The organism is Pseudomonas citrullilanati (assembly GCF_030580855.1).
Lineage (GTDB): Bacteria > Pseudomonadota > Gammaproteobacteria > Pseudomonadales > Pseudomonadaceae > Aquipseudomonas > Aquipseudomonas citrulli.
The window spans coordinates 56,229-79,589 of the sequence record NZ_JAUQOP010000002.1; the positions used below are offsets into that span (position 1 = coordinate 56,229).

Sequence of the window (23,361 nt, forward strand, 5' to 3'; positions counted from 1 at the left end):
CCGATTACCCCACTTTCACCATGTGCGGTTGCGAACCGCGCTCGGGCGGCAGGTGGTCGAGGTCGCGGCTGACCAGCAGCAGGACTTCGGCCGAGGCGTCGGAGACCTGGGCCTTGTAGCCGGCGATGGAGCGGGCGAAGACGTTGTAGATGACCACGGCCGGGATCGCCGCGACCAGGCCCAGGGCGGTTGCCAGCAGGGCTTCGGCGATGCCGGGGGCGACGACGGCGAGGTTGGTGGTCTGGGTCTTGGCGATGCCGATGAAGCTGTTCATGATGCCCCACACGGTGCCAAACAGGCCGACGAACGGCGCGGTGGAACCAATGGTGGCGAGCACCCCGGTGCCGCTGCTCATATTGCGACCGCAGGCGGCGACCAGGCGCTCTAGGCGAAAGCTCACGCGCTCCTTGATGCCTTCTTTCTCGCGACTGTTGGCCGACAGGCGCATCTCTTCGAGCGCGTCGTGCACCAGCAGGTTGGCCAGGGTCCCTTGCTTGGCGGCAGTGGTGCTGGCTTCCTTGAGGGTGGTGGCTTTCTTCAGCGCGGCGATTTCACCCCGCAGGCGGCGCTTGGCGCCCAGCAGCTCGAAGCCCTTGGCGATCCAGATGGTCCAGGTGATGATCGAGGCGATCGCCAGGCCGATCATCACGATCTTGACGATGATATCGGCGTTCTTGTACATGCCCCAGGGCGACAGGTCGTGGGCCATGCCCAGGGAGTTGTCGGCTTCGAGCACTTCAGGCGCGTCGGCGGCACTGGCCTGGACGGCCTGGGCCGGATCGGCGGCCACCGGCGCGGCGGCGGGAGCGCCAGCCTCGGTGGCGGCCGGGGCCGTTGTGGCCGGCGCGGTAGCCGGTGCCGTGGCCGGCGTCTGGGCATCGGCGAATGCGCCGGCCGGCGCCAGCAGCAGGCTGAACACCAGGGCTGCCATGGCGCTCCAGGCGCGAGGTCGGTTGGTTGGCGAAGCGGGTAATAGAGAGTGTTTCATGCTGGCCGGACCTGAGAGGAAAAAAGGTTGATGTTCTTCCAGGCCTCGTGAGGCCGAGAACAAAAGTGGCGTGCATTATTGCAAGTAATTCTTGTTAACAAAAGTAATAGAGTATCTTTTTTTCCTGCATTGCTAGCCGCTCATCCCTTTCGGAGGCTAGTCTGCGGCTTTACCCGAGGAGATGTTGATGTCCGCGCCTTCTGTTTTGATCGCCGGCTGCGGCGATATTGGCGGTCGGCTGGCTCGCCGGTTGGTGGCCGATTGGCGAGTCCATGGCCTGCGACGTTCGGTCGCGCAGTTGCCCGACGGAGTGATCGGCGTGGCCGGCGATCTGTTCAGCGAGCAGTGCCCGGCGGATTGGCCTACCGGCCCGCTGGACTACCTGGTCTACAGCGCTGCGGCCACCGACCATGACGAGGCCGGTTATCGAGCGGCCTACATCGAAGGGCTGCAGCATGTGCTGGGTTGGCTGAAGCAGCACGGCCAGCAGCCACGGCGCCTGCTTTTTGTCTCCAGCAGCAGCGTCTACGGCCAGCAGAAGGGTGAGTGGGTCGACGAAAGCTCGCCCACCGAGGCGGGCGGGTATTCCGGCCGGTTGATGCTCGAAGCCGAGCAAGTCGCGCTGGACAGCGGCATCCCGGCCAGCCGCGTGCGCCTGACCGGCATCTACGGCCCGGGCCGTGAGTGGTTGTTGAGCCAGGTGCGCCAGGGCTATCGCGTTGTCGTCGACCCACCGCTGTACGCCAACCGTATCCACGCCGACGATGCGGCGGGCTTGCTGGCGTTTCTGCTGGAGGCGGATCGCCAGGGCAAGAGGCTGGATGACTGCTATATCGGTGTCGACGACGCACCCGCGCCGCTCGCCGAGGTGGTGGGCTGGTTGCGTGAGTACATGGGGGTGACCGAGTGGGCCGAAGACGCCAGCGTGCGTCGCGCGGGCAGCAAGCGCTGCAGCAATGCCCGGGCGAAGGCGCTGGGCTGGACGCCGCATTATCCGAGTTTTCGCGAAGGGTATGCGGCGATCCTGGAAGGGCGTTGCTGATCCCCGAAACACACTGTGGGAGCGAGCCTGTGGGAGCAAAGCTTGCTCACGATAGCGGTTTTACAGCCAGCAGAGGCGTTGTCTGTGACGACGCCATCGCGAGCAAGCTTTGCTCCCACAGGCCTCCGGGCGAATTATTGTTTCTCCAACACCCACTTACGATCACCCGGCGTGAACGACGGTATTTCATCCGCCAGCGAGGCATTCACGGTCTGGAAGATTTCCAGTTGCTTGCCGTTGCGAACGAAGATCCAGGTGTTGCCATGGCCTTTTTGTTGCAGCCAGATGGTGTCGTTGCCATTGCTCATGGTGGCGCAGTCGCCTGCCAGGCACAGGGCGTAGCGGTCGGCGCCCGGTAGGCCGCTGACCTGGCCGTCGGGTTGGAATTGGACGGTGGCGCCTTGGCCGGGGCCGTTGACGATGTTCCAGGTGCCACTCAGGTAGGCGGCGTAGAGCGCTCGCTCGAAACTGGCGCCGATGGGGGCGCCTTCCGGTACCTGGGCTTGTGCGCGGTCGAACAACTGCTGTGGCTCGTTCTCGGTGGCGGCCTGGTTCAGTTGGTCGCCGTCGCGCTTGAGTTCGCTGGCGGAGCTGCCGTAGATGTCGACTTTCCACACGCCGTCGTCTTCGGCCAGCAGCTTGCCTTCGACATTTTCGAAACCGTTGGTGTAGCGCGCCTGGCCGGCCCGGGTGTTGACGTCCCATTCCAGGTTCGGGCCGTAGGCTTGCAGCGCTTCGCGCAGCGGACCGCCCTTGGCGGCAGCATCGATGGCCGCCTGGTTGATCCAGGTGCCGCTGATGTCACGGTCGACGGGGTCGCTGGCGCAGCCGGCCAGGAGGAGGGCGAGCAGCGGGAGAGCAAGCGCTTTGCGCATGGTGGAATCCTTTCAAGACGAAAACGGCGCAGCGGGGGACGCTGCGCCGGCCTGATTACTCGATGACCAGGATCGCGTCCATCTCGACCTGGGCGCCCTTCGGCAGGGCGGCCACGCCGATGGCGGCGCGGGCAGGGTACGGCTGGTCGAAGTACTTGCCCATGATCTCGTTGACCTTGGCGAAGTGGCTCAGGTCGGTGAGGAAGATGTTCAGCTTGACGATGTCCTTGAAGGAACCGCCAGCGGCTTCGGCTACCGCCTTGAGGTTCTCGAAGACCTGCACGGTCTGGGCTTCGAAGCCTTCCACCAGCTCCATGGTCTTCGGGTCCAGCGGGATCTGGCCCGACATGTACACGGTGTTGCCCGCCTTGATCGCCTGGGAATAGGTGCCGATGGCGGCCGGGGCCTTGTCGCTGGTGATAACGGTCTTGGTCATGAATGACTCCTTGTAATGAACAGGCTACGCGCGCATCCGGGTGATGCGGATGACACCGGTCAGGGCGCGCAGTTTCTTGATCACGCGGGCCAGGTGCACGCGGTCGTGGACGCTGACCACCAGTTGGACGACGCTGATGCGGCCATCGCGCTCGTCCATGCTGATTTTCTCGATATTGCCGTCGGCGGCGTTGACGCTGCTGGCCAGCAGGGCGATCAGGCCGCGCTGGTGCTCCAGCTCGACCCGCAGCTCGACGTTGAATTCGCCGGTGACATCCTTGGCCCAGGAGAGCTGGATGCATTTTTCCGGGTTATGACGGATTTCGCTGATGTTGCGGCAGTTGTCCAGGTGCACCACCATCCCCTTGCCGGCGGACAAGTGGCCGACGATCGGGTCGCCCGGGATCGGCGTGCAGCACTTGGCGTAGCTGAGCACCAGGCCCTCGGTACCGCGAATCGCCAGCGGGCCCTCGGGGCTGGGCAACTGTTCGCCTTCGCCGAGCAGGCGGCGGGCGACGACGTAGGCCATGCGATTGCCCAGGCCGATGTCTTCGAGCAGGTCTTCGATCAGTTCGAGGCGATACTCGTGGAGCATCACCTGTACGCGCTCGGTCGGGATCTTGTCCAGCGCGCTGTCGAACCCGTTCAGGACCTTGTTCAGCAGGCGTTCACCGAGGTTGATCGACTCGGAGCGGCGTTGCAGCTTCAGCGCGTGGCGAATGTGCGTGCGGGCCTTGCCGGTGACGACGAAATTGAGCCACGCCGGGTTCGGCCGGGCGCCGGGGGCGCTGACGATTTCCACCGTGGAGCCGCTTTGCAGCGGTTCGGACAGCGGTGCCAGGCGGCGGTTGATGCGGCAGGCGATGCAGCTGTTGCCGACGTCGGTGTGCACGGCGTAGGCAAAGTCCACGGCCGTGGAGCCCTTGGGCAGCTCCATGATCCGGCCCTTGGGCGTGAAGACGTAGACCTCGTCGGGGAACAGGTCGATCTTGACGCTTTCGATGAATTCCAGGGAGTTGCCGGCTCGCTGCTGCATTTCCAGCACGCCCTTGACCCATTGCCGGGCCCGGGCGTGGGTGCTCTTGGGCTGTTCGTCACCGCTGGATTTGTACAGCCAGTGGGCGGCGATGCCGTTGTTGGCCATCTCTTCCATTTCACGGGTGCGGATCTGGATCTCGATCGGTACGCCGTGCATGCCGAACAGCGTGGTGTGCAGCGACTGGTAGCCGTTGGCCTTGGGAATCGCGATGTAGTCCTTGAAGCGGCCCGGCAGCGGCTTGTACAGGTTGTGCACGGCGCCCAATACGCGATAGCAGGTGTCGACCTTGTCGACGATGATCCGGAACGCATAGACGTCCATGATCTCGTTGAAGGCCCGGCGCTTGCCGCGCATTTTCTTGTAGATGCCGTAGAGGTGCTTCTGCCGCCCGCTGACGTCGCCTTCGATGCCATCGATCGCCAGGCAGTGGCTCAGGGACTCTTCGATCTTGTTGACGATTTCCTTGCGGTTGCCCCGGGCGCGCTTGACGGCCTGGTTGATCCGCGCCGAACGCATCGGGTGCATGGCCTTGAAGCCGAGGTCTTCGAATTCGATGCGAATGGCGTGCATGCCCAGGCGATTGGCGATCGGTGCGTAGATCTCCAGGGTTTCCTTGGCGATGCGCCGGCGTTTTTCGCCGGACAGCACTTCCAGGGTGCGCATGTTATGCAGGCGGTCGGCGAGCTTGACCAGGATCACGCGGATGTCGCGGGCCATGGCCATGGCCATCTTCTGGAAGTTCTCGGCCTGGGCCTCGGCCTTGGTCTCGAAGTTCATCTGGGTCAGCTTGCTGACCCCGTCGACCAACTCGGCCACGGTTTCGCCGAACTGCGCCTGCAGCGCTTCCTTGGCGATGCCGGTATCTTCGATCACGTCATGGAGCATGGCCGCCATCAGGCTCTGATGGTCCATGTGCATGTCGGCCAGGATGTTCGCCACGGCAAGGGGGTGCGTGACATACGCCTCGCCGCTGCGGCGGCGCTGGCCGTCGTGGGCTTGTTCGGCGTAGAAATAGGCTCGGCGGACCAGGTTGACCTGGTCCGTGCCGAGGTAGGCCGATAAGCGATCGGCGAGGGCGTCTATGCTCGGCATGATGATGTCTCCTGCCGTCTGCTGTGACCCCGCGCCGTGCTACGTCGACCAGGCATAGGCTTAGACCGCCTCGTTGGACTCGTCCTCGAACGCTGCGAACAGCGGTTCGTCCTCGACGATTTCAGCGTTGGCGATGAACTCGTAGCTCATCAGGCCTTCGGCGATTTCACGCAGCGCTACCACGGTAGGCTTGTCGTTTTCCCACTGGACCAATGGCTCTTTGCCGCCGGTGGCCAGTTGACGGGCACGCTTGGTAGAGAGCATGACCAGCTCAAAGCGGTTTTCCACGTGTTCTAGGCAGTCTTCAACGGTTACGCGGGCCATGGTATTCCTCGGAGCGAATGCAATATGCGCGCTGCCCGGGTGGGCGAGCGGACTCGACAGTTTAAAAAAACACCAGCGTTTAGGGAAGCGCTGATTTTTCGGGCAAATCCTTGGCGCGCTGCGAGTACCAATGTAAAGCCCTCGCAGCGGTTTTGGGAAGGGCTGCTCAGCCCAGCAGTTCAGCCAATAATTTGCCGAAACGTTGCTGCTGGCGTTTCTGCTGCAGCTGGCTGGCGCGGAAAATCGCCTTCAGGTCGTCCAGCGCGTGGGCGAAATCGTCGTTGATGATCAGGTAATCGTAGTCGACGTAGTGGCTCATTTCGCTGACCGCCTCACGCATCCGCCCCTCGATGATCTCGTCGCTGTCCTGGCCACGGTTGGTCAGGCGCTGGCGCAGGGCCTGCTGGCTCGGCGGCAGGATGAAGATCGAACGGGCCTGGGGCATCAGCTTGCGCACCTGCTCGGCGCCTTGCCAGTCGATTTCCAGGATCAGGTCGTGGCCTTCGTCCAGGGTCTGCTGCAGGTAGCTTTGCGAGGTGCCGTACAGGTTGCCGAAGACTTCGGCGCGTTCGAGGAAGTCGCCGTGCTCGGCCATCCTCACGAACTCTTCGCGGTCGACGAAGTGGTAGTTCACCCCGTTCACTTCGCCCGGGCGCATGGCGCGGGTGGTGTGGGAGACGGAGACGCGGATCTGCGGCTCGGCGTCGATCAGGGCCTTGACCAGGCTGGTCTTGCCGGCGCCCGAAGGCGCGGAAATGATGTACAGGGTGCCGGTGCTGTGGGTCATGTCGGGTTAGCCTTACTCAATGTTCTGTACTTGTTCGCGCATCTGCTCGATCAACACCTTGAGGTTGACCGCAGCCTGGGTGCTGCGCGGGTCGAAGGCCTTGGAGCCCAATGTGTTGGCCTCGCGGTTGAGTTCCTGCATCAGGAAGTCCAGGCGGCGACCGGCCGCGCCACCGGACTTGAGCACCCGGCGCACTTCGATGATGTGGGTGCTCAGGCGATCCAGCTCTTCGGCCACGTCGCTTTTCTGCGCGAGGATGACCATTTCCTGTTCCAGGCGTTGCGGGTCCAGCTCGGCCTTCATGTCGGCGAAACGATCGAGGACTTTCTGGCGCTGGGTGGCGAGCATCTGCGGGACCAGCTCGCGCAGGGTGGCGACGTCGACTTCGATTGCGCCCAGGCGCTCGTTGATCAGCCGGGCCAGCTCGGCGCCTTCGCGCTCGCGGCCAGCCTTGAGTTCCTTCAAGCCCTGGTCGAACAGCGCCAGGGCCTCGGCGTTCAGGGCTTGCGGGTCGCTGGCGTCGCCCACCAGCACGCCGGGCCAGGCCAGGACTTCCAGCGGGTTCAAGGCAGCGGGGTGCTTGATCAGGCTGGCAACGGTTTCGGCGGCGGTCACCAGTTGCGCGGCGCGCTCGCGGTCCACTTGCAGCGCCTTGCCGGTGCTTTCCTCGGTGAAGCGCAGGGTGCACTCCAGCTTGCCCCGGGACAGGCCCTGGCGCAGTGCTTCGCGCACCCCGCCTTCCAGGTCGCGGAAGGATTCGGGCAGGCGCAGGTGCGGTTCCAGGTAGCGGCTGTTGACCGAGCGCAGTTCCCAGCTCAGCGTGCCCTGGGCCCCGGCTTTTTCGACGCGGGCGAAGGCGGTCATGCTGTGCACCATGGAGGTTCCTCGCAATGCAGGCGGCCCGACCGAGATCGTGGCGCCTGAGAATCTGTGGATTGAAGCCCAAGGGCAGCAAAGGCGCAGGATTGTAGCGCAGTGAGGCGCATGCCCCCAAACCGTGCCTGTGACAAAGCGCTGCAGCCCGTCGGCCGGGCGCTTGAGGGGCGGCGCTCGTCGCACCGGCTTTTTAGAACTGCCCTCGCGCGGCGCACGGCTCTATAATGCCGGCAGTTTTCCGTCCTCTGTACAGGTGTTCCCTATGAAACGTCCAAGTGGTCGCGCTGCCGATCAGCTCCGCTCGATCCGCATTACCCGCAACTACACCAAACACGCCGAGGGCTCTGTACTGGTCGAATTCGGTGATACCAAGGTGATCTGCACCGTCAGCGTCGAGAACGGCGTGCCGCGGTTCCTCAAGGGCCAGGGCCAGGGTTGGCTGACCGCCGAATACGGCATGTTGCCGCGGGCCACCGGTGAGCGGAACCAGCGCGAAGCCAGCCGTGGCAAGCAAGGCGGGCGTACCCTGGAGATCCAGCGCCTGATCGGCCGTTCGCTGCGCGCCGCGCTGGACATGTCCAAGCTGGGCGACGTGACCTTGTATGTCGATTGCGACGTGATCCAGGCTGACGGCGGCACGCGCACCGCGTCCATCACCGGTGCCATGGTCGCGCTGGTCGATGCCTTGAAAGTGATCAAGAAGCGTGGCGGCCTCAAGGCGGGCGACCCGCTCAAGCAGATGATCGCCGCGGTGTCCGTGGGCATGTACCAGGGTGAGCCGGTCCTGGACCTGGACTATCTGGAAGACTCCGCTGCCGAGACCGACCTGAACGTGGTCATGACCAGCGCCGGCGGCTTCATTGAAGTCCAGGGCACCGCCGAAGGTGCGCCGTTCCAGCCAGAAGAATTGAACGCTATGCTGGAGTTGGCGAAGAACGGCATGAGCCAGATCTTCGAATTGCAAAAGGCCGCACTGGCTGATTGATCGATTCACGCTTCAGACAAGGAGAGCGACATGAGTGATGAGCCAATCCTGCTGCCCCAGCCGAGCAAAGAGGCGCGTCAATGGGCAATGTTCTGTCACCTGTCCGCCTTGCTGGGGATCTGGATTCCCTTCGGCACGCTGATCGGGCCGCTGGTGCTGTGGCAGCTCAAGCGCGAGACCGATCCCTTCATCGACGCCCAGGGCAAGGAAGCGCTGAACTTCCAGATCACCGTGGCGATCGCCTCGGCGATCAGCCTGCTGCTGATGATCGTGGTGATCGGTTTCTTCCTGTTCGGGCTGATCGCCATTGGCGCGCTGGTGCTGACCATCGTTGCCGGGGTCAAGGCCAATGAAGGGCAGCCGTATCGGTACCCGTTCACCTGGCGGCTGGTTAAATAACTTGTGGGAGCGAGCTTGCTCCCACAGTGGAAAGGGTTGCCCACAAAAAAACCGACATCGCTGTCGGTTTTTTTGTGGCTGCGCAACGGTGTTCAGATCGTCAGCGTCCAGTCGTAGTCCACGATCAGCGGTGCGTGTTGCGAGAACCGAGGCTGGCGCGGCAGGCGGGCGCTGCGTACGAAGCGGCGCAGGCCAGGCGTCAGCAACTGGTAGTCGAAACGCCAGCCGAGGTTGAGCATCTCGGCCTGTTCGCTGTCCGGCCACCAGCTGTACTGGTCGCCTTCGCGGCTGACTTCGCGCAGGGCATCGACATAGCCCATGTTGCCAATGATCTCGTCCATCCAGGCCCGTTCCGGCGCCAGGAAGCCCGGGGATTGCTGGCTGTCGCGCCAGTTCTTGATATCCAGCTTCTGTTGCGCCACGTACAGCGAGCCACAATAGATGTACTCGCGACGTTTGCGCCGCTGTTTATCAAGGTAACGGGCGAAGTCGTCCATCAACTTGAATTTCTGATTCAAATCTTCATCGCCGTTCTGTCCCGAAGGGAGCAGTAAGGTCGCGATGCTGACCTTGTCGAAATCGGCTTGCAGGTAGCGCCCGTAGCGGTCCGCCGTCTCGAAACCGAGACCGTTGATGACAGCCTTCGGTTGCAGCCGCGAGTACAAAGCCACGCCACCCTGGGCGGGGACTTCGGCATCGCAGGCATAAAGGAAGTAACCATCCAGTTGGAAGGCTGCATCGTCCAGTTCAAAGGCGGAGGCGCGGGTGTCCTGCAGGCAGATGACGTCGGCATTCTGTGCTTGCAGCCAACTGAGCAAACCACGCTCCACTGCAGCCTGAATACCATTGACGTTCACACTGATGATCCGCATAAATGGCCCCAAAAATCACGTGCGTGTATGATACACGGCGTGTACCTATTTAGCTAAATCCGCGGTATCTGAGGCTTTTTTCATGCAGGCGTATCAACGCGATTTCATTCGTTTTGCCATCGATCGCGGCGTTCTGCGCTTCGGTGAGTTCACCCTCAAGTCCGGGCGTACCAGCCCGTACTTCTTCAATGCCGGCCTGTTCAACAGCGGTTCGGCCCTGGCGCAGCTGGGTCGTTTCTACGCGGCGGCCATTGTCGAGAGCGGTATTGCGTTCGACGTCCTGTTCGGCCCGGCCTATAAAGGCATCCCGCTGGCCGCCGCCACGGCCGTCGCCCTGGCCGAGCACCACGACCGCGACCTGCCCTGGTGCTTCAACCGCAAGGAAGCCAAGGCCCACGGTGAAGGCGGCAGCCTGGTGGGCGCGCCGCTGACCGGCGACGTGCTGATCATCGATGACGTGATCACCGCCGGCACCGCCATTCGCGAAGTGATGCAGATCATCGGCTCCCAGGACGGCGCCAAGGCCGCCGGCGTATTGATCGCCCTGAATCGCCAGGAGCGTGGCAACGGCGAGCTGTCGGCGATCCAGGAAGTGGAGCGCGACTTCGGGATCCCGGTGATCAGCATCGTGTCGCTGAACCAGGTCCTGGAATTTCTGGCCGACGACCCGCAACTCAAGCAGCATTTGCCGGCGGTCGAGGCTTATCGGGCGCAGTTTGGCGTGTAAAGGCTTGCGTCATACCCTGTGGGAGCGAGCTTGCTCGCGATGACGGTTTACTTCCGACATCAATGTCGACTGACCTTTCGCAATCACGAGCAAGCTCGCTCCCACAAGAAGTGGAAAAAAAAGACCCCGCCCAACCAGGTTGAGCGGGGTCTTTTTTTTCGGTACCGCTTAAGAGCGCTTGCGATTGCTGATCAACGTACCCACGCCAGTGTCGGTGAAGATCTCCAGCAGAATGGCGTTTGGCACCCGACCATCGATGATCAGCGAGCTGCCGACGCCGCCCTGTACCGCTTCCAGCGCGCAGCGGATCTTCGGCAGCATGCCGCCGTAGATGGTGCCGTCGGCGATGAGGTCGTCGACCTGTTGCGTGGACAGCCCGGTCAGGACCTTGCCTGACTTGTCCATCAGGCCGGCGATGTTGGTCAGCAGCATCAGCTTCTCGGCCTTCAATGCCTCGGCCACCTTGCCGGCCACCAGGTCGGCGTTGATGTTGTACGACTCCCCGTTGGCGCCCACGCCGATCGGCGCGATGACCGGGATGAAGTCGCCCTTGACCAACAGGTTCAGCAGGTCGGTGTTGATGCCCACCACTTCGCCCACCTGGCCGATGTCGATGATTTCCGGCTGGGTCATCTCCGGTGTCTGGCGGGTCACGGTGAGCTTCTTCGCCCGGATCAGCTCGGCGTCCTTGCCGGTCAGGCCGATGGCGCTGCCGCCATGGCGGTTGATCAGGTTGACGATGTCCTTGTTGACCTGGCCGCCCAGGACCATTTCCACCACATCCATGGTCTGTGCGTCGGTGACGCGCATGCCATCGATGAAGTGGCTTTCGATCGCCAGGCGCTTGAGCAGGTCGCCGATCTGCGGGCCGCCGCCGTGCACCACCACCGGGTTGATGCCCACGGCCTTCATCAGCACGATGTCGCGGGCGAAGCCGGTCTTCAGCTCCTCGCTTTCCATCGCGTTGCCGCCGTACTTGATCACCAGGGTCTTGCCGACATAGCGTCGGATGTAAGGCAACGCTTCGGACAGGACCTTGGCGGTATTGGCGGCGGCTTCGCGTTCGAGGGTCATTCAGGGCTCCGGTGGTACTTCAAAAATCAGAACGGTAGTTGAAGATCAGGTGCAACACGTTTGAGTTGGGTGTGGAACACATCCTTGATGCGCTGCAGTTCGGCCTCGTTGTCGGCCTCGAAGCGCAGGACCAGCACCGGCGTGGTGTTGGACGCGCGCACCAGGCCCCAACCCTGGGGATAGTCGACCCGCACACCGTCGATGGTGGTCAGTTCGGCGCCTTCGCCCCATTGAGCGTCGTGCAGTGCATCAATGATGCTGAATTTGCTCTCTTCGGTCACATGGATATTGATTTCCGGCGTGGAAATATCGTTCGGGAAGGTTGCGAACAGCTCTTCGGCCGGGGATTTTTCCTTGCTGAGGATTTCCAGCAGGCGCGCGGCGCTGTAGATGCCGTCGTCGAAACCGAACCAGCGCTCCTTGAAGAAGATGTGGCCGCTCATTTCGCCGGCCAACAGGGCGCCGCTTTGTTTCATTTTCTTCTTGATCAACGAATGACCGGTTTTCCACATCAGTGGACGACCGCCATATTCCTTGATCAGTGGCACCAGGCGACGGGTGCATTTGACGTCGAAAATGATCTCGGCATCCGGGTTGCGCGCCACCACGTCCTTGGCGAACAGCATCAGCAGGCGGTCCGGGAACACGACGCTGCCGGTGTTGGTCACCACGCCCACGCGGTCGCCGTCGCCGTCGAAGGCCAGGCCCAGGTCAGCGTTGGTTTCCTTGACCTTGGCAATCAGGTCTTGCAGGTTTTCCAGCTTGCCCGGATCCGGGTGGTGGTTGGGGAAGTTGCCATCCACCTCGCAGAACAGCGGGATGACTTCGCAGTTCAGGGCTTCGATCAGTTGTGGGGCAATCACGCCGGCGGCGCCGTTGCCGCAGTCGACCACCACTTTCAGGCGACGAGCGAGCTTCACGTCCTTGACGATCTCGTCGTTGTAGCGCTCGAGAATGTCGACCTGGGTCACGCTGCCCTGGCCGCTGCTCAGGTCATTGGTCTTGAGGCGGGTGTGCAGGGCCTGGATCTGCTCGTTGGCCAGGGTGTCGCCGGCGATGACGATCTTGAAGCCGTTGTAGTTCGACGGGTTGTGGCTGCCGGTGAGCATCACGCCGGATTTGCCGGCGAGCACGTTGGCCGCGTAGTACAGCGCCGGCGTCGGCACCAGGCCCACGTCGCTGACGTGGCAGCCGCTGTCGGCGATGCCCTTGATCAGTTGCGCGACCAGCTCCGGGCCGGACAAGCGGCCGTCGCGGCCGACGCACACGTTCGGCTCGCCCTGGGCCAGGCTCTGGGAGCCAATGGCGCGGCCGATCCAGTAGGCGGTTTCCGCGGTGAGGGTTTCCGGTACCACGCCACGGATGTCGTAGGCGCGGAAGATGCTGTCAGGGAAGATCGGGGCGATTGCGGCTGGGGTGTTCATGGGCGGGGCGCTCTATCAGAAGGTGACTGGACAGGCCGACGAGGGGCGTCGGCAGGCTCAAGCTGAAGGGTATGACGGCGTTTTTGACAGAGAGTTCGTGGTGGGAAAATGCCATGAGACAGCGTTACCCCGACCTCGCTCGCCTAATACATTGATTCCGGATGGGAAACCTAGCAGGAAGCCATTGCGCATTTTTCGCCCTGAAACAGAAGCTTAATAAACGGGCCGGGCAGGACGCCCGGCCACGCACCGCGGGATCAGTGGCTGCCGGAGTGGCCGAAGCCGCCGGAGCCACGCTGGCTTTCGTCGAATTCCGTCACCAGTTCGAAATGAGCCTGCACCACCGGCACCAGCACCAACTGCGCAATGCGTTCGCCCACGGCGATGTTGAAGGCTGTCTGGCCACGGTTCCAGCACGACACCATCAGTTCGCCCTGGTAGTCGGAATCGATCAGGCCCACCAGGTTGCCCAGCACGATGCCGTGCTTGTGGCCCAGGCCCGAGCGCGGCAGGATCAGCGCGGCCAGGTTCGGGTCGCCGATGTACACCGACAGGCCGGTCGGGATCAGCAGGGTCTGGCCCGGTTCCAGGAGCGTGTCCTGCTGGAGCATGGCCCGCAGGTCAAGGCCGGCGGAGCCGGGCGTGGCGTATTGCGGCAATGGGAATTCGTTGCCGATGCGTGGATCGAGGATCTTGGCTTGTAGAGCGTGCATGGAGATTTAAACCTGGTTCAGCCGTTCGGCGATGAAGGTGATCAGCTGGCGGGCGATCTTGCCCTTGCTGGTCTGGGCGAAAAGTGTGGCGTGCAACTGGCGATCGATCACGCTGCAGGCGTTTTCCTCGCTGTTGAAGCCGATGCTCGGGTTGGCGACGTCGTTGGCGACGATCAAGTCCAGGTTCTTGTCCTTGAGCTTGCGCGCGGCGTAGTCGAGCAGGTGTTCGGTCTCGGCGGCGAAGCCGACACTGAACGGACGGTCGGGGCGGGTGGCGATGCTGGCCAGGATGTCCGGGTTGCGCACCATTTGCAGGAGCAGGCCGTCACCGCTCGTAGGGTCTTTCTTCAATTTTTGCGGGGCAACGACTTCGGGGCGGTAGTCCGCGACCGCTGCGGAGGCGATGAACAGGTCGCAGGGGATGGCGGCCTCGCACGCCGCGAGCATGTCCCGGGCGCTGACCACGTCGATGCGGGTGACCCGGTCCGGGGTGGGCAAGTGCACCGGGCCGGTGATCAAGGTCACCCGGGCGCCGGCTTCCACGGCGGCTTCGGCCAGGGCGAAGCCCATTTTCCCGGAGCTGTGGTTGGTGATGTAGCGCACCGGGTCGATGTTTTCCTGGGTCGGGCCGGCGGTGATCAGCACGTGCTTGCCGGTCAGGGCCTGGCGCTGGAAACAGTCGGCGGCGCACTGGGCCAGGTCGGTGGCTTCGAGCATGCGGCCCATGCCGACATCGCCGCAGGCCTGGCTGCCGGAGGCCGGGCCGAAGACCTTCAGGTCGCGGCTTTCGAGCAGTTGCAGGTTGGCCTGGGTGGCCGGGTCGCGCCACATGGCCTGGTTCATGGCCGGGGCGACGGCCACCACCGCGTCGGTGGCAAGCACCAGGGTGGTCAGCAGGTCGTCGGCGATCCCCTGGGCGAGGCGGGCGATCAGGTCGGCGGTCGCCGGGGCGATCAGCACCAGGTCGGCCCACTTGGCCAGTTCGATATGGCCCATGGCGGCCTCGGCCGCCGGGTCGAGCAGGTCCAGGTGAACCGGGTGCCCGGACAGTGCCTGCATGGTCAGCGGAGTGATGAACTCACTGCCGCCGCGGGTCATCACGACCCGCACTTCGGCGCCCTGGTCGATGAGTCGGCGAACCAGCTCGGCGCTCTTGTAGGCGGCAATGCCGCCGCCGACGCCCAGAACGATGCGTTTCCGATACAGCCGCTGCATAGGCCTGCCTTTCGATTTCAGTGGTCAGTGCAGTGCGAACCCTCCGGCAACAGCCTGCCAGGGTGCAAATCGCCTGCAAAAAAGATGGGCTACGATATCACAGCGACCGCTACGGAACAGCGGTGCCAACAATCAGGGAGAGGCTATGAGTATTCGCGATTGGCCCGTGGCTGAGCGGCCACGGGAGCGGTTGCTGGTGTCGGGGGCGGGCAGTCTTTCGGACGCCGAATTGCTGGCGATTTTCTTGCGCACCGGCGTGTCCGGCAAAAGCGCGGTGGACCTGGCGCGACAATTGTTGACGCAATTTGGCAGCCTGCGTGCGCTGCTAGAGGCCGACCAGATCACCTTCAGCAGCCAGTTGGGCTTGGGGCCGGCCAAGTTCGCGCAGTTGCAGGCGGCCCAGGAGATGAGCCGTCGTCACTTGGCCGAACGAGCCCGGCAACGCACCACGCTGGAAAGCCCGGGGATCGTCCGCGAGTACCTGAAGTCGATGCTCCGCCACGAACCCCATGAAGTGTTCGGCTGCCTGTTTCTCAATTCCAGGCATCAGGTGCTGGGCTTCGAGGTGCTGTTTCGCGGTTCCATCGACAACGCCAGCGTCCATCCCCGGCAAGTGGTCAAGCGCGCCCTGGCGTACAACGCCGCCGCGCTGATCCTGTGTCACAACCATCCCTCCGGCAACACCGAGCCGAGCCAGGCCGACCGGGTGCTCACCGAGCGCCTCCAGGAAGCGCTGGAGCTGATCGACGTGCGGGTGCTCGACCATTTCATCGTCGGCGATGGGGAGCCGCTGTCGATGGTCGAGTATGGGTGGATGTAGGCGCGGTCAGGCTTGAATAATCCTTTGTGGGAGCAAAGCTTGCTCGCGATAGCGGTTTTACAGCCATCACAAGGGCTGTATGTGATGACGTCATCGCGAGCAAGCTTTGCTCCCACAGGCGCCTCCGGCGGGACTCTGGAGCCGGGATTATTTGAGGCTGACCTTGGAGTAATCCTGCCGGCCAAACGGGCTGACGGCATAACCCTGTACGTCCTTGCGGGTGAGGGCGAAGGCGGTCGGGTGGGCCAGGGGTAGCCAGAGGGCCTGTTGCTGGATCTGTGCCTGGGCCTGTTCGTAGAGCTTGGCGCGCACGCCTTGCTCGCCGGTGGTCTTGCCGGCGCTGATCAGCTTGTCCAGGTCCGGGTTGCAGTAGCGAGCGAAGTTGGTGCCGGACTTGACCGCCGCGCAGGAAAACTGCGGTGTGAGGAAGTTGTCCGGGTCGCCGTTGTCGCCAGCCCAGCCCATGAACAGCAGGTCATGCTCGCCGGCCTTGGCACGACGGATCAGCTCGCCCCATTCGATCACCCGGATTTCGGCCTGGATGCCGATTTCCGCCAGGTCGGATTGCAGCAGTTGCGCGCCTAGGCTCGGGTTCGGGTTCAGCAGGCTGCCGGAAGGACGGGTCCAGATGGTGGTCTGGAAGCCTTCCTTCAAGCCGGCCTTGGTCAGCAGTTCGCGGGCCTTGGCGGGGTCGTGGGCATAGCCTGGCAGGCTCTTGGCGTAGCTCCAGGTGTTGGGCGGATAAGGCCCGTTGGCCGCCGCCGCGGTGCCTTCGAAGACGGTCTTGAGGTAGCTGGCCTTGTCGAAGGCGAGGTTGATGGCCTGGCGCACCTCGGGCTTGTCCAGCGGCGGATGCTGGCTGTTGATCGCCACGAAGGCGGTCATGAAGGCGTCGGTCTGGGCCACGCCAAGCGTCGGTTCCTGGCGAGCGGCCTGCACGTCCAGTGGCTTGGGCGAGAGGGCGATCTGGCATTCATTGCGGCGCAGTTTCTGCAAGCGCACGTTGGCGTCCGGCGTGATGGCGAAGATCAGCGGGTCCACCTGGGGCTTGCCATCGAAGTAGGCGTCGTTGGCCTTGTAGCGGATCGAGGCGTCCTTCTGGAACCGATTGAAAATGAACGGGCCGGTGCCGATCGGCTGGGCGTTGAGTTTTTCCGGTGTGCCGGCCTTCATCAACTGCTCGGCGTACTCGGCCGAATAGATGGAGGCAAAGCCCATGCTCAGTGTTGCCAGGAACGTCGAGTCGGCATGGTCGAGGGTGAAGCGCACGGTCAACGGGTCCAGCGCGTCGATTTTCTTGATCAGCGTGGGCAGTTGCATGGACTGGGCGTGGGGGAAGCCGCTTTGGGCCACCTTGTGCCAGGAGTTGGCCGGGTCGAGCATGCGTTCGAAGCTGAACTTCACGTCCTCGGCGGTCAGGTCGCGGCGGGGCGTGAAATAGTCGGTGCGGTGGAACTTGACCTGTGGGCGCAGCTTGAACACGTAGGTCAGCCCGTCGGTGGAGATCTCCCAGCTCTTGGCGAGACTGGGGACCACCTTGCCGCTGGCGGTGTCGAAATCCACCAGGCGGTTCATCAGCACATCGGCAGAGGCGTTGGTGGTCGTCAGCGAGTTGTACTGGACGACATCGAACCCTTCCGGGCTGGCCTCGGTACAGACACTCAGGGCGGCGGCCCGGGCCAGCGGGCTGGCCAGCAGAGGGACTAACAACAGGGATAGGGCAGCGAGGCGCATGATCGGTTTCCTTGTCAGGTCGAAGGCCCATCTGCGAGTGCAGTCTGGAAAAGGCCTACCCTAGTGGGCTCGCTGGTAAATGACTATCCCCTTTTTGCATTTTCCGGCACCCTGTGGCGGCGCGGGGCGGGCTCGAACCTGGCGCAAGTGAAAAAAACCGGCGCGTAGCGACGAGCGGTCACCGGCTGTGCCGGCCTTTGCCCCAGCCGTTCGGGACGGTCGGGCGGTGCGCTTGGGCAAAGACAAATCACATCGGTTGTTGTTGCACCGTGGTCTTTCTGGTATAAAGCAGCGCTCTTTTCTAGGGGCCCGGTTCCTTCACTGTAGGTGTAGCCGGTAAGACCCTTAAAGAAACGCGGCGCCTGGCGCCAAATGACTGAGAGATTAAGCGGCCAACCCATGCCGGGTTGGGCATGTGGTTTTAGAGGGCTGAGGCATGTCGAGAGTCTGTCAAGTTACCGGTAAGGGTCCGGTGACTGGGAATAACATTTCCCACGCAAACAACAAAACCCGTCGTCGTTTCCTGCCGAACCTGCAGCATCACCGCTTCTGGGTTGAGTCCGAGAAACGTTTTGTACGTCTGCGCGTATCTGCCAAAGGCATGCGTATCATCGACAAGCGCGGCATTGATGTCGTGCTGGCCGAACTTCGCCGCGATGGCAAGGTTTAAGGGAGCTAATCATGCGTGAATTGATTCGTTTGATCTCGAGCGCCGGTACTGGTCACTTCTACACTACCGACAAGAACAAGCGTACTACCCCGGACAAAATCGAGATCAAGAAATATGATCCGGTTGTTCGCAAGCACGTGATCTACAAGGAAGGCAAAATCAAGTAATTGATTTTTCCCTCCCACAAAAAAGGCCCGTATCGCGAGATACGGGCCTTTTTTGTGGGCTGCTTTTTGTCTGTCCGGTCTCTTCGCGAGCGGGCTCGCTCCCACGAAAGTACCCGTCAGGCCTTCTGTTCGAACACCACGTAGATCTTGCGGCACGGCTCCAGCACTTCCCAGGTGCCCTTGAACCCCGCCGGGATCACGAAGCGATCGCCAGCGCGCAACGTCTTGGCATTACCGTCGTTGTCCCGCAACACGGAGACGCCCTGGACGATCTCGCAGTACTCATGTTCGGTGTAGTTGACGGTCCACTGGCCCACGGCGCCTTCCCAGACGCCGGCGTTCATTTGTCCGCACGGGCTGTTGTAGTGGTTGTACACCGCCTGCTCGGGGTCGCCCTTGAGGACCTTGGCCGGATCCGGGCGGTAGCGATCGGCGGCAGTGGTGGCGTGGCTGAAATCGACGATGTCCTGGATGCTCATGCGGTAAACCCCGTGAATGACGGCGCGGATGGCTGGAAGAGCCAAAGTCTATGTTTATTAAAACGAACATCGCAAGGCCGTTTGCCGCCGTCGTGTCAAATATATTGAAACTTCACCGGCCGCTGGTTTAGGGTGGCGGGTGCCCCTGCCAAAAGCAGTGCCGAAACAGGCTGGCCGGGCAGAATTCTTCGAGCGCTGCGTTGCGCGGCGTTCTTACCCAAATAAGAGGAGGACACACGCATGACCACCCTGACTCGTGCCGACTGGGAACAACGCGCCCGCGACCTGAAGATCGAAGGCCGCGCCTTCATCAACGGTGAATACACGGATGCGGTGTCCGGCGAAACCTTTGATTGCCTCAGCCCGGTCGATGGTCGCCTGCTGGGCAAGGTCGCCGCATGCGATGTGGCCGACGCCCAGCGCGCGGTGGAAAACGCTCGCGCAACCTTCGATTCCGGTGTCTGGTCGCGCCTGGCACCCAGCAAGCGCAAGGCTGCCATGATTCGCTTTGCCGGCCTGCTCAAGCAGAATGCCGAAGAGTTGGCCCTGCTTGAAACCCTGGACATGGGCAAGCCGATCAGCGATTCGCTGAACATCGACGTGCCGGGCGCGGCCCAGGCGTTGAGCTGGAGCGGCGAGGCCATCGACAAGCTGTATGACGAAGTGGCGGCGACGCCCCACGATCAACTGGGCCTTGTGACTCGCGAGCCGGTAGGGGTCGTGGGCGCTATCGTGCCGTGGAACTTCCCGTTGATGATGGCTTGCTGGAAGCTCGGCCCGGCACTGTCCACCGGTAACTCGGTGGTGCTCAAGCCGTCGGAAAAATCCCCGCTGACCGCCCTCCGTATCGCGGCCCTGGCGATCGAGGCCGGCATCCCGAAAGGCGTGCTGAACGTGCTGCCTGGCTACGGTCATACCGTCGGCAAGGCCCTGGCCCTGCACATGGATGTCGATACGCTGGTGTTCACCGGGTCGACCAAGATCGCCAAGCAGTTGATGGTCTACTCCGGCGAATCCAACATGAAGCGCATCTGGCTGGAAGCCGGTGGCAAGAGCCCGAACATCGTGTTCGCCGACGCCCCCGACCTGCAGGCCGCCGCCGAATCCGCCGCCAGCGCCATTGCCTTCAACCAGGGTGAAGTCTGCACCGCCGGTTCGCGCCTGCTGGTGGAACGTTCCATCAAGGACACCTTCCTGCCGCTGGTGATCGAGGCCCTCAAGGGCTGGAAGCCCGGCAATCCACTGGACCCGGCCACCAACGTCGGTGCCCTGGTGGATACCCAGCAGATGAACACCGTGCTGTCCTACATCGAAGCCGGTCACAGCGACGGCGCCAAGCTGGTGGCGGGCGGCAAGCGGATCCTCGAGGAAACCGGCGGCACCTACGTCGAGCCGACGATTTTCGATGGTGTGAGCAATGCCATGAAGATTGCCCAGGAAGAGATCTTCGGCCCCGTGCTGTCGGTCATCGCCTTCGACAGCGCCGAAGAAGCCATCCGGATTGCCAACGACACGCCCTACGGCCTGGCGGCGGCGGTGTGGACCAAGGATATTTCCAAGGCCCACCTGACCGCCAAGGCGCTGCGCGCCGGCAGCGTCTGGATCAACCAGTACGATGGCGGCGACATGACCGCGCCGTTCGGCGGCTTCAAGCAGTCGGGCAACGGCCGCGATAAATCGCTGCATGCGTTCGACAAGTACACTGAGCTCAAGGCGACCTGGATCAAGCTCTGACACACGAGCAGCGCCGATTCCCTGTGGGAGCGAGCCGGCTCGCGAAAGCGGTATGACAGTCGACGACTTTGTCGAATGTTGCCCCGCCTTCGCGAGCCGGTTCGCTCCCACAGTGTTTTGAGGCGATCACTGGCCACAGGAGCGTGGAAATGCGTTGGGCGACTTATTTCGCCGTGCTGGCGTCTGTCCTGAGCGTGGGCCTGGCCCTGGGCGTCAGCATGCCACTGGTGTCGCTGCGCCTGGAAGGGTGGGGCTACGGTTCGTTCGCCATTGGCGTGATGGCGGCCATGCCTGCCGTTGGTGTGTTGCTGGGGGCCAAGGTGTCGAGCCGGCTGGCTGCACGCGTTGGCACGGCGGCGTTGATGCGCCTGTGCCTGTGGGGTGGGGCGCTGTCGATCGGGTTGCTGGCGCTGATGCCCAGCTATCCGGTCTGGCTGGTGCTGCGCCTGGTGATTGGCGTGGTCCTGACCCTGGTCTTCATCCTCGGCGAAAGCTGGATCAATCAACTGGTCATCGAGAAATGGCGAGGGCGGCTGGTGGCGCTGTATGGCAGCAGCTATGCCTTGAGCCAACTGTCCGGCCCGTTGCTGCTCGGCGTGCTGGGGACCGACCACGATTACGGCTTCTGGGTGGGCGTCGGCCTGCTGTCGGTCGCACCGCTGCTGTTGCTGGGGCGTAGCGGCGCGCCTAGCAGCGAAGCCGGCAGTGTCACGTTGGGCGACCTGTGGGCGTTCTGCCGAGGCTTGCCGGCGATTGCCTGGGCGGTGTCATTGTTCGCCGCCTTCGAGGCGATGATCCTGACGTTGCTGCCGGTCTACTGCTTGCGCCAGGGTTTCAGCGCCGAGGTGGCATTGGCGATGGTCAGCACCGTGGTGGTGGGTGATGCCCTGTTGCAATTGCCCATCGGCGCCCTGGCCGACTCCATGTCGCGCCGGACGTTGTTCACCGGCTGCGCGGTGTTGTTGATGGTCTCCAGCCTGGCGGTGCCGGCACTGATCGATACGCCTTTGATCTGGCCGCTTTGGGTGCTGTTCGGCGCCAGCGCGGGTGGCTTGTTCACCTTGTCGCTGATTTTGATCGGCGAGCGTTTCCGTGACGATGCGCTGGTGCGAGCCAATGCCCATGTCGCCCAGTTGTGGGGGATCGGTTGCCTGGTCGGCCCGTTGGCGGCGGGCGCGGGCAGCCAGTGGATCAGTGGGCATGCGCTGCCGTTGTTCATGGCGGCGGGCGCCTTCGGCCTGGTGATCCTGTTGTTGCGCCAAGGGGCGTTGGGGGCCACGCAAGCCGCATGATCGCCATGCCCCTATGAGCCGCGCCTACAACATCCGTTCCAGGCCGACGGTCTTGGCGAACCAGGCGTTGAACCGGCGCCACCAGCTGCCCGGTTCGCGTTCCAGGTCATGCAGCTGGCCGTTATCTTCGGTGGTCCAGACCAGGGTGTCGTCCTTCAGTCGCGCCTGATAGCTCAGGGCCGGTGCCATGCCTTGCAGGGCCAGCTCCCGCACTTGGCCGGCGAGCGCCTCGCTGTCCACCAGGACGCCGACCTCGGTGTTCCACAGCACTGAGCGCGGGTCGAAATTGAACGAGCCGATGAAGGCTTTCTGTCGGTCAAAAATGATCGCCTTGCTGTGCAGGCTCGAGTCCGATTCACCGTAGGACTTGCTGTAGAACAGATGGGGGCGGCCGCCGGTTTCGCCCGGTTGCCGGCGCAGTTCGAACAGGCGTACCCCATGTTCCAGCAGCGCTTTGCGATACGGTGCGTAGCCACCATGCACCGCCGGCACGTCGGTGGCTTCCAGGGAATTGGTCAGCAGGCTCACCGACACCCCGGCATCGGCGCGGCTGGTCAGGTAGACCAAGCCCGGTTGGCCAGGGACGAAGTAGGCGGAAATCATGATCAATTCTTTGCTGACGCCTGTCAGCTCCGGCGCCAGTTGCGTGGTCAACAGCAACTGCGGATCCGGCTCGTCCTTGGACAGCACCTTGCTCGGCGCGTCCCACATCGCCTTGTTCCAGGCCCAGATCAATTGGTTGCGCCAGGTGTCCAGGCGCGGCTGGGTCTTGTAGGTGGTCAACTGTTGATAGAGCGCGTGGTTTTCCTTGTGGGTCTGCTCGAGGGACGCTTGCAGGCGCACCCGACTGTCGGCCAGGTCCTTGTCGGTGGGGCGATGGGACAGGAATTGTTCGATGGGTTTGCTCAGGGCGCTGTTCCAGTACTGGTCAAAGCTGTGCCCCAGTTGTTCGGCCACCGGTCCGACGCCGAGCAGGTCGATGTCGGTGAAGTTCAGGTTGGGCTCGGCATCGAAATATTCGTCCCCCAGGTTGCGTCCACCCACGATGGCCATGCTGTTGTCTGCCAGCCACAATTTGTTGTGCATGCGCCGGTGTTGCAACGACAGGTTGAACAGGCGTCCAAGGCTGCGGGTCACGCCAGTGGCCCGGCCCAGGTGCAGCGGGTTGAACAGGCGGACCTGGATCTGCGGGTGGGCGGCGAGGGTCGCGATCGTTTCTTCCTGGCCGTCGCTGGCGGTGTCGTCCAGCAGGATCCGCACCCGCACACCCCGGTCGGCGGCCTTGAGCAGTTCATCCACCAGCATCCGCGTGCTGATACCGTCGTGGACGATGTAGTACTGCAAGTCCAGGCTGCTCTGGGCATGGCGGATCAGCTCGGCCCGGGCGATGAAGGCGTCGGTGCTGTCCGGCAGCAGGCGAAAGCCCGATTGCCCATCGTGGGGCGTCGCCTGGGCCTGGACCGAACGACCGAACGAGGACTCGCTGGCCGGCAGCGCCTGGGAGGGCTCGCGGGTGACATCAAGACTGGCGCAGCCGCCCAGCAGCGAGGCGACTAGCAGTAGCGCAGGCAGGATCGGTCTGGATCTCACGTAGGATC

Annotated in this window: 23 protein-coding genes and 1 pseudogene; 9 read left to right on the top strand and 15 right to left on the bottom strand. The window is 63.2% G+C overall.

Translation table 11 applies throughout. The annotated features are described in order from the left end of the window. Window positions 1-4: 4 nt before the first annotated feature. Complete coding sequence (gene exbB, locus Q6A48_RS01725) at window positions 5-988, bottom strand: tonB-system energizer ExbB (protein ID WP_304551482.1); 984 nt, start codon at window positions 986-988, stop codon at window positions 5-7. A gap of 187 nt (window positions 989-1,175) precedes the next feature. Here exbB and Q6A48_RS01730 point away from each other — a divergent pair, with 187 nt between their 5' ends. Then, window positions 1,176-2,030 (top strand): NAD-dependent epimerase/dehydratase family protein, encoded by an 855-nt coding sequence (locus Q6A48_RS01730; protein WP_304551484.1) that lies wholly within the window; start codon window positions 1,176-1,178, stop codon window positions 2,028-2,030. Window positions 2,031-2,164: 134 nt separating this feature from the next. Here Q6A48_RS01730 and Q6A48_RS01735 read toward each other — a convergent pair whose 3' ends face one another. The 6 genes from Q6A48_RS01735 to Q6A48_RS01760 form a co-directional block, all read right to left on the bottom strand. Next, window positions 2,165-2,905 (bottom strand): hypothetical protein, encoded by a 741-nt coding sequence (locus tag Q6A48_RS01735; protein ID WP_304551485.1) that lies wholly within the window; start codon window positions 2,903-2,905, stop codon window positions 2,165-2,167. 55 nt (window positions 2,906-2,960) lie between these two features. Beyond that, window positions 2,961-3,341, bottom strand: a complete 381-nt coding sequence (gene ridA / locus Q6A48_RS01740) for a RidA family protein (protein WP_014340863.1) — start codon at window positions 3,339-3,341, stop codon at window positions 2,961-2,963. Between the two features lie 24 nt (window positions 3,342-3,365). Beyond that, window positions 3,366-5,471: a bifunctional GTP diphosphokinase/guanosine-3',5'-bis pyrophosphate 3'-pyrophosphohydrolase gene (spoT, locus tag Q6A48_RS01745; protein WP_304551491.1), complete on the bottom strand. Its 2,106-nt coding sequence runs from the start codon at window positions 5,469-5,471 to the stop codon at window positions 3,366-3,368. A 60-nt stretch (window positions 5,472-5,531) separates the two neighbouring features. Beyond that, a complete protein-coding gene (rpoZ, locus tag Q6A48_RS01750; protein WP_003177259.1) occupies window positions 5,532-5,795 on the bottom strand; it encodes a DNA-directed RNA polymerase subunit omega in 264 nt (87 codons plus the stop codon). Window positions 5,796-5,961: 166 nt separating this feature from the next. Next, window positions 5,962-6,582, bottom strand: coding sequence for a guanylate kinase (gene gmk, locus Q6A48_RS01755; RefSeq protein ID WP_047735756.1), 621 nt, complete (start codon window positions 6,580-6,582; stop codon window positions 5,962-5,964). A gap of 12 nt (window positions 6,583-6,594) precedes the next feature. Beyond that, complete coding sequence (locus Q6A48_RS01760) at window positions 6,595-7,458, bottom strand: YicC/YloC family endoribonuclease (protein WP_304551498.1); 864 nt, start codon at window positions 7,456-7,458, stop codon at window positions 6,595-6,597. A gap of 262 nt (window positions 7,459-7,720) precedes the next feature. On the opposite strand from Q6A48_RS01760, the gene rph reads away from it, so the two are divergent. Then, window positions 7,721-8,443: a ribonuclease PH gene (gene rph, locus Q6A48_RS01765; RefSeq protein WP_304551501.1), complete on the top strand. Its 723-nt coding sequence runs from the start codon at window positions 7,721-7,723 to the stop codon at window positions 8,441-8,443. A 30-nt stretch (window positions 8,444-8,473) separates the two neighbouring features. After that, complete coding sequence (locus tag Q6A48_RS01770; RefSeq protein ID WP_304551502.1) at window positions 8,474-8,842, top strand: DUF4870 domain-containing protein; 369 nt, start codon at window positions 8,474-8,476, stop codon at window positions 8,840-8,842. 92 nt (window positions 8,843-8,934) lie between these two features. On the opposite strand, the gene crc is transcribed toward Q6A48_RS01770, so the two are convergent. Continuing rightward, window positions 8,935-9,714: a catabolite repression control protein Crc gene (crc, locus tag Q6A48_RS01775; protein WP_042731262.1), complete on the bottom strand. Its 780-nt coding sequence runs from the start codon at window positions 9,712-9,714 to the stop codon at window positions 8,935-8,937. Between the two features lie 82 nt (window positions 9,715-9,796). On the opposite strand from crc, the gene pyrE reads away from it, so the two are divergent. Beyond that, on the top strand, window positions 9,797-10,441 hold the full coding sequence (gene pyrE, locus Q6A48_RS01780) for an orotate phosphoribosyltransferase (protein ID WP_304551504.1): 645 nt from the start codon (window positions 9,797-9,799) through the stop codon (window positions 10,439-10,441). Window positions 10,442-10,609: 168 nt separating this feature from the next. On the opposite strand, the gene argB is transcribed toward pyrE, so the two are convergent. The 4 genes and pseudogenes from argB to coaBC form a co-directional block, all read right to left on the bottom strand. Next, a complete protein-coding gene (gene argB, locus Q6A48_RS01785) occupies window positions 10,610-11,515 on the bottom strand; it encodes an acetylglutamate kinase (RefSeq protein WP_053150277.1) in 906 nt (301 codons plus the stop codon). Between the two features lie 26 nt (window positions 11,516-11,541). Further along, window positions 11,542-12,945, bottom strand: a pseudogene (locus Q6A48_RS01790) (phosphomannomutase/phosphoglucomutase); the annotation flags it as partial. Between the two features lie 251 nt (window positions 12,946-13,196). After that, a complete protein-coding gene (gene dut, locus Q6A48_RS01795) occupies window positions 13,197-13,652 on the bottom strand; it encodes a dUTP diphosphatase (RefSeq protein WP_304551507.1) in 456 nt (151 codons plus the stop codon). 6 nt (window positions 13,653-13,658) lie between these two features. Then, the gene (coaBC, locus tag Q6A48_RS01800) at window positions 13,659-14,867 is read right to left on the bottom strand and encodes a bifunctional phosphopantothenoylcysteine decarboxylase/phosphopantothenate--cysteine ligase CoaBC (RefSeq protein WP_304551508.1); all 1,209 of its coding nucleotides are present in this window, start codon (window positions 14,865-14,867) and stop codon (window positions 13,659-13,661) included. Window positions 14,868-15,012: 145 nt separating this feature from the next. On the opposite strand from coaBC, the gene radC reads away from it, so the two are divergent. Then, the gene (gene radC, locus Q6A48_RS01805; protein ID WP_304551509.1) at window positions 15,013-15,687 is read left to right on the top strand and encodes a RadC family protein; all 675 of its coding nucleotides are present in this window, start codon (window positions 15,013-15,015) and stop codon (window positions 15,685-15,687) included. Window positions 15,688-15,834: 147 nt separating this feature from the next. On the opposite strand, the gene Q6A48_RS01810 is transcribed toward radC, so the two are convergent. Next, window positions 15,835-17,421 (bottom strand): ABC transporter substrate-binding protein, encoded by a 1,587-nt coding sequence (locus Q6A48_RS01810; protein ID WP_304551511.1) that lies wholly within the window; start codon window positions 17,419-17,421, stop codon window positions 15,835-15,837. A 436-nt stretch (window positions 17,422-17,857) separates the two neighbouring features. Here Q6A48_RS01810 and rpmB point away from each other — a divergent pair, with 436 nt between their 5' ends. Together rpmB and rpmG are read left to right on the top strand one after the other, a co-directional pair. After that, complete coding sequence (rpmB, locus tag Q6A48_RS01815) at window positions 17,858-18,091, top strand: 50S ribosomal protein L28 (protein ID WP_007921114.1); 234 nt, start codon at window positions 17,858-17,860, stop codon at window positions 18,089-18,091. A gap of 11 nt (window positions 18,092-18,102) precedes the next feature. Beyond that, a complete protein-coding gene (gene rpmG / locus Q6A48_RS01820; protein ID WP_003177274.1) occupies window positions 18,103-18,258 on the top strand; it encodes a 50S ribosomal protein L33 in 156 nt (51 codons plus the stop codon). A 116-nt stretch (window positions 18,259-18,374) separates the two neighbouring features. On the opposite strand, the gene Q6A48_RS01825 is transcribed toward rpmG, so the two are convergent. Then, window positions 18,375-18,737 carry a cupin domain-containing protein gene (locus tag Q6A48_RS01825; protein WP_042728985.1) on the bottom strand — a complete coding sequence of 121 codons (363 nt, stop codon included), beginning with the start codon at window positions 18,735-18,737 and terminating at the stop codon, window positions 18,375-18,377. 240 nt (window positions 18,738-18,977) lie between these two features. On the opposite strand from Q6A48_RS01825, the gene Q6A48_RS01830 reads away from it, so the two are divergent. Next, complete coding sequence (locus tag Q6A48_RS01830) at window positions 18,978-20,471, top strand: aldehyde dehydrogenase (RefSeq protein ID WP_304551531.1); 1,494 nt, start codon at window positions 18,978-18,980, stop codon at window positions 20,469-20,471. Window positions 20,472-20,620: 149 nt separating this feature from the next. Beyond that, complete coding sequence (locus Q6A48_RS01835) at window positions 20,621-21,763, top strand: MFS transporter (RefSeq protein ID WP_304551532.1); 1,143 nt, start codon at window positions 20,621-20,623, stop codon at window positions 21,761-21,763. A 24-nt stretch (window positions 21,764-21,787) separates the two neighbouring features. On the opposite strand, the gene Q6A48_RS01840 is transcribed toward Q6A48_RS01835, so the two are convergent. Further along, complete coding sequence (locus Q6A48_RS01840; protein ID WP_304551534.1) at window positions 21,788-23,353, bottom strand: phospholipase D family protein; 1,566 nt, start codon at window positions 23,351-23,353, stop codon at window positions 21,788-21,790. Window positions 23,354-23,361 lie beyond the last annotated feature (8 nt).

Coding starts and splice junctions, on each gene's coding strand:
- rph (WP_304551501.1), top strand. CDS start 7,721: ATGAAACGTCCAAGTGGTCGCGCTGCCGATCAGCTCCGCTCGATCCGC.
- Q6A48_RS01835 (WP_304551532.1), top strand. CDS start 20,621: ATGCGTTGGGCGACTTATTTCGCCGTGCTGGCGTCTGTCCTGAGCGTG.
- rpoZ (WP_003177259.1), bottom strand. CDS start 5,795: ATGGCCCGCGTAACCGTTGAAGACTGCCTAGAACACGTGGAAAACCGC.
- rpmB (WP_007921114.1), top strand. CDS start 17,858: ATGTCGAGAGTCTGTCAAGTTACCGGTAAGGGTCCGGTGACTGGGAAT.
- Q6A48_RS01830 (WP_304551531.1), top strand. CDS start 18,978: ATGACCACCCTGACTCGTGCCGACTGGGAACAACGCGCCCGCGACCTG.
- exbB (WP_304551482.1), bottom strand. CDS start 988: ATGAAACACTCTCTATTACCCGCTTCGCCAACCAACCGACCTCGCGCC.
- dut (WP_304551507.1), bottom strand. CDS start 13,652: ATGCACGCTCTACAAGCCAAGATCCTCGATCCACGCATCGGCAACGAA.
- Q6A48_RS01810 (WP_304551511.1), bottom strand. CDS start 17,421: ATGCGCCTCGCTGCCCTATCCCTGTTGTTAGTCCCTCTGCTGGCCAGC.
- argB (WP_053150277.1), bottom strand. CDS start 11,515: ATGACCCTCGAACGCGAAGCCGCCGCCAATACCGCCAAGGTCCTGTCC.
- rpmG (WP_003177274.1), top strand. CDS start 18,103: ATGCGTGAATTGATTCGTTTGATCTCGAGCGCCGGTACTGGTCACTTC.
- Q6A48_RS01760 (WP_304551498.1), bottom strand. CDS start 7,458: ATGGTGCACAGCATGACCGCCTTCGCCCGCGTCGAAAAAGCCGGGGCC.
- pyrE (WP_304551504.1), top strand. CDS start 9,797: ATGCAGGCGTATCAACGCGATTTCATTCGTTTTGCCATCGATCGCGGC.
- Q6A48_RS01825 (WP_042728985.1), bottom strand. CDS start 18,737: ATGAGCATCCAGGACATCGTCGATTTCAGCCACGCCACCACTGCCGCC.
- gmk (WP_047735756.1), bottom strand. CDS start 6,582: ATGACCCACAGCACCGGCACCCTGTACATCATTTCCGCGCCTTCGGGC.
- Q6A48_RS01735 (WP_304551485.1), bottom strand. CDS start 2,905: ATGCGCAAAGCGCTTGCTCTCCCGCTGCTCGCCCTCCTCCTGGCCGGC.
- crc (WP_042731262.1), bottom strand. CDS start 9,714: ATGCGGATCATCAGTGTGAACGTCAATGGTATTCAGGCTGCAGTGGAG.
- Q6A48_RS01730 (WP_304551484.1), top strand. CDS start 1,176: ATGTCCGCGCCTTCTGTTTTGATCGCCGGCTGCGGCGATATTGGCGGT.
- ridA (WP_014340863.1), bottom strand. CDS start 3,341: ATGACCAAGACCGTTATCACCAGCGACAAGGCCCCGGCCGCCATCGGC.
- radC (WP_304551509.1), top strand. CDS start 15,013: ATGAGTATTCGCGATTGGCCCGTGGCTGAGCGGCCACGGGAGCGGTTG.
- coaBC (WP_304551508.1), bottom strand. CDS start 14,867: ATGCAGCGGCTGTATCGGAAACGCATCGTTCTGGGCGTCGGCGGCGGC.
- Q6A48_RS01770 (WP_304551502.1), top strand. CDS start 8,474: ATGAGTGATGAGCCAATCCTGCTGCCCCAGCCGAGCAAAGAGGCGCGT.
- spoT (WP_304551491.1), bottom strand. CDS start 5,471: ATGCCGAGCATAGACGCCCTCGCCGATCGCTTATCGGCCTACCTCGGC.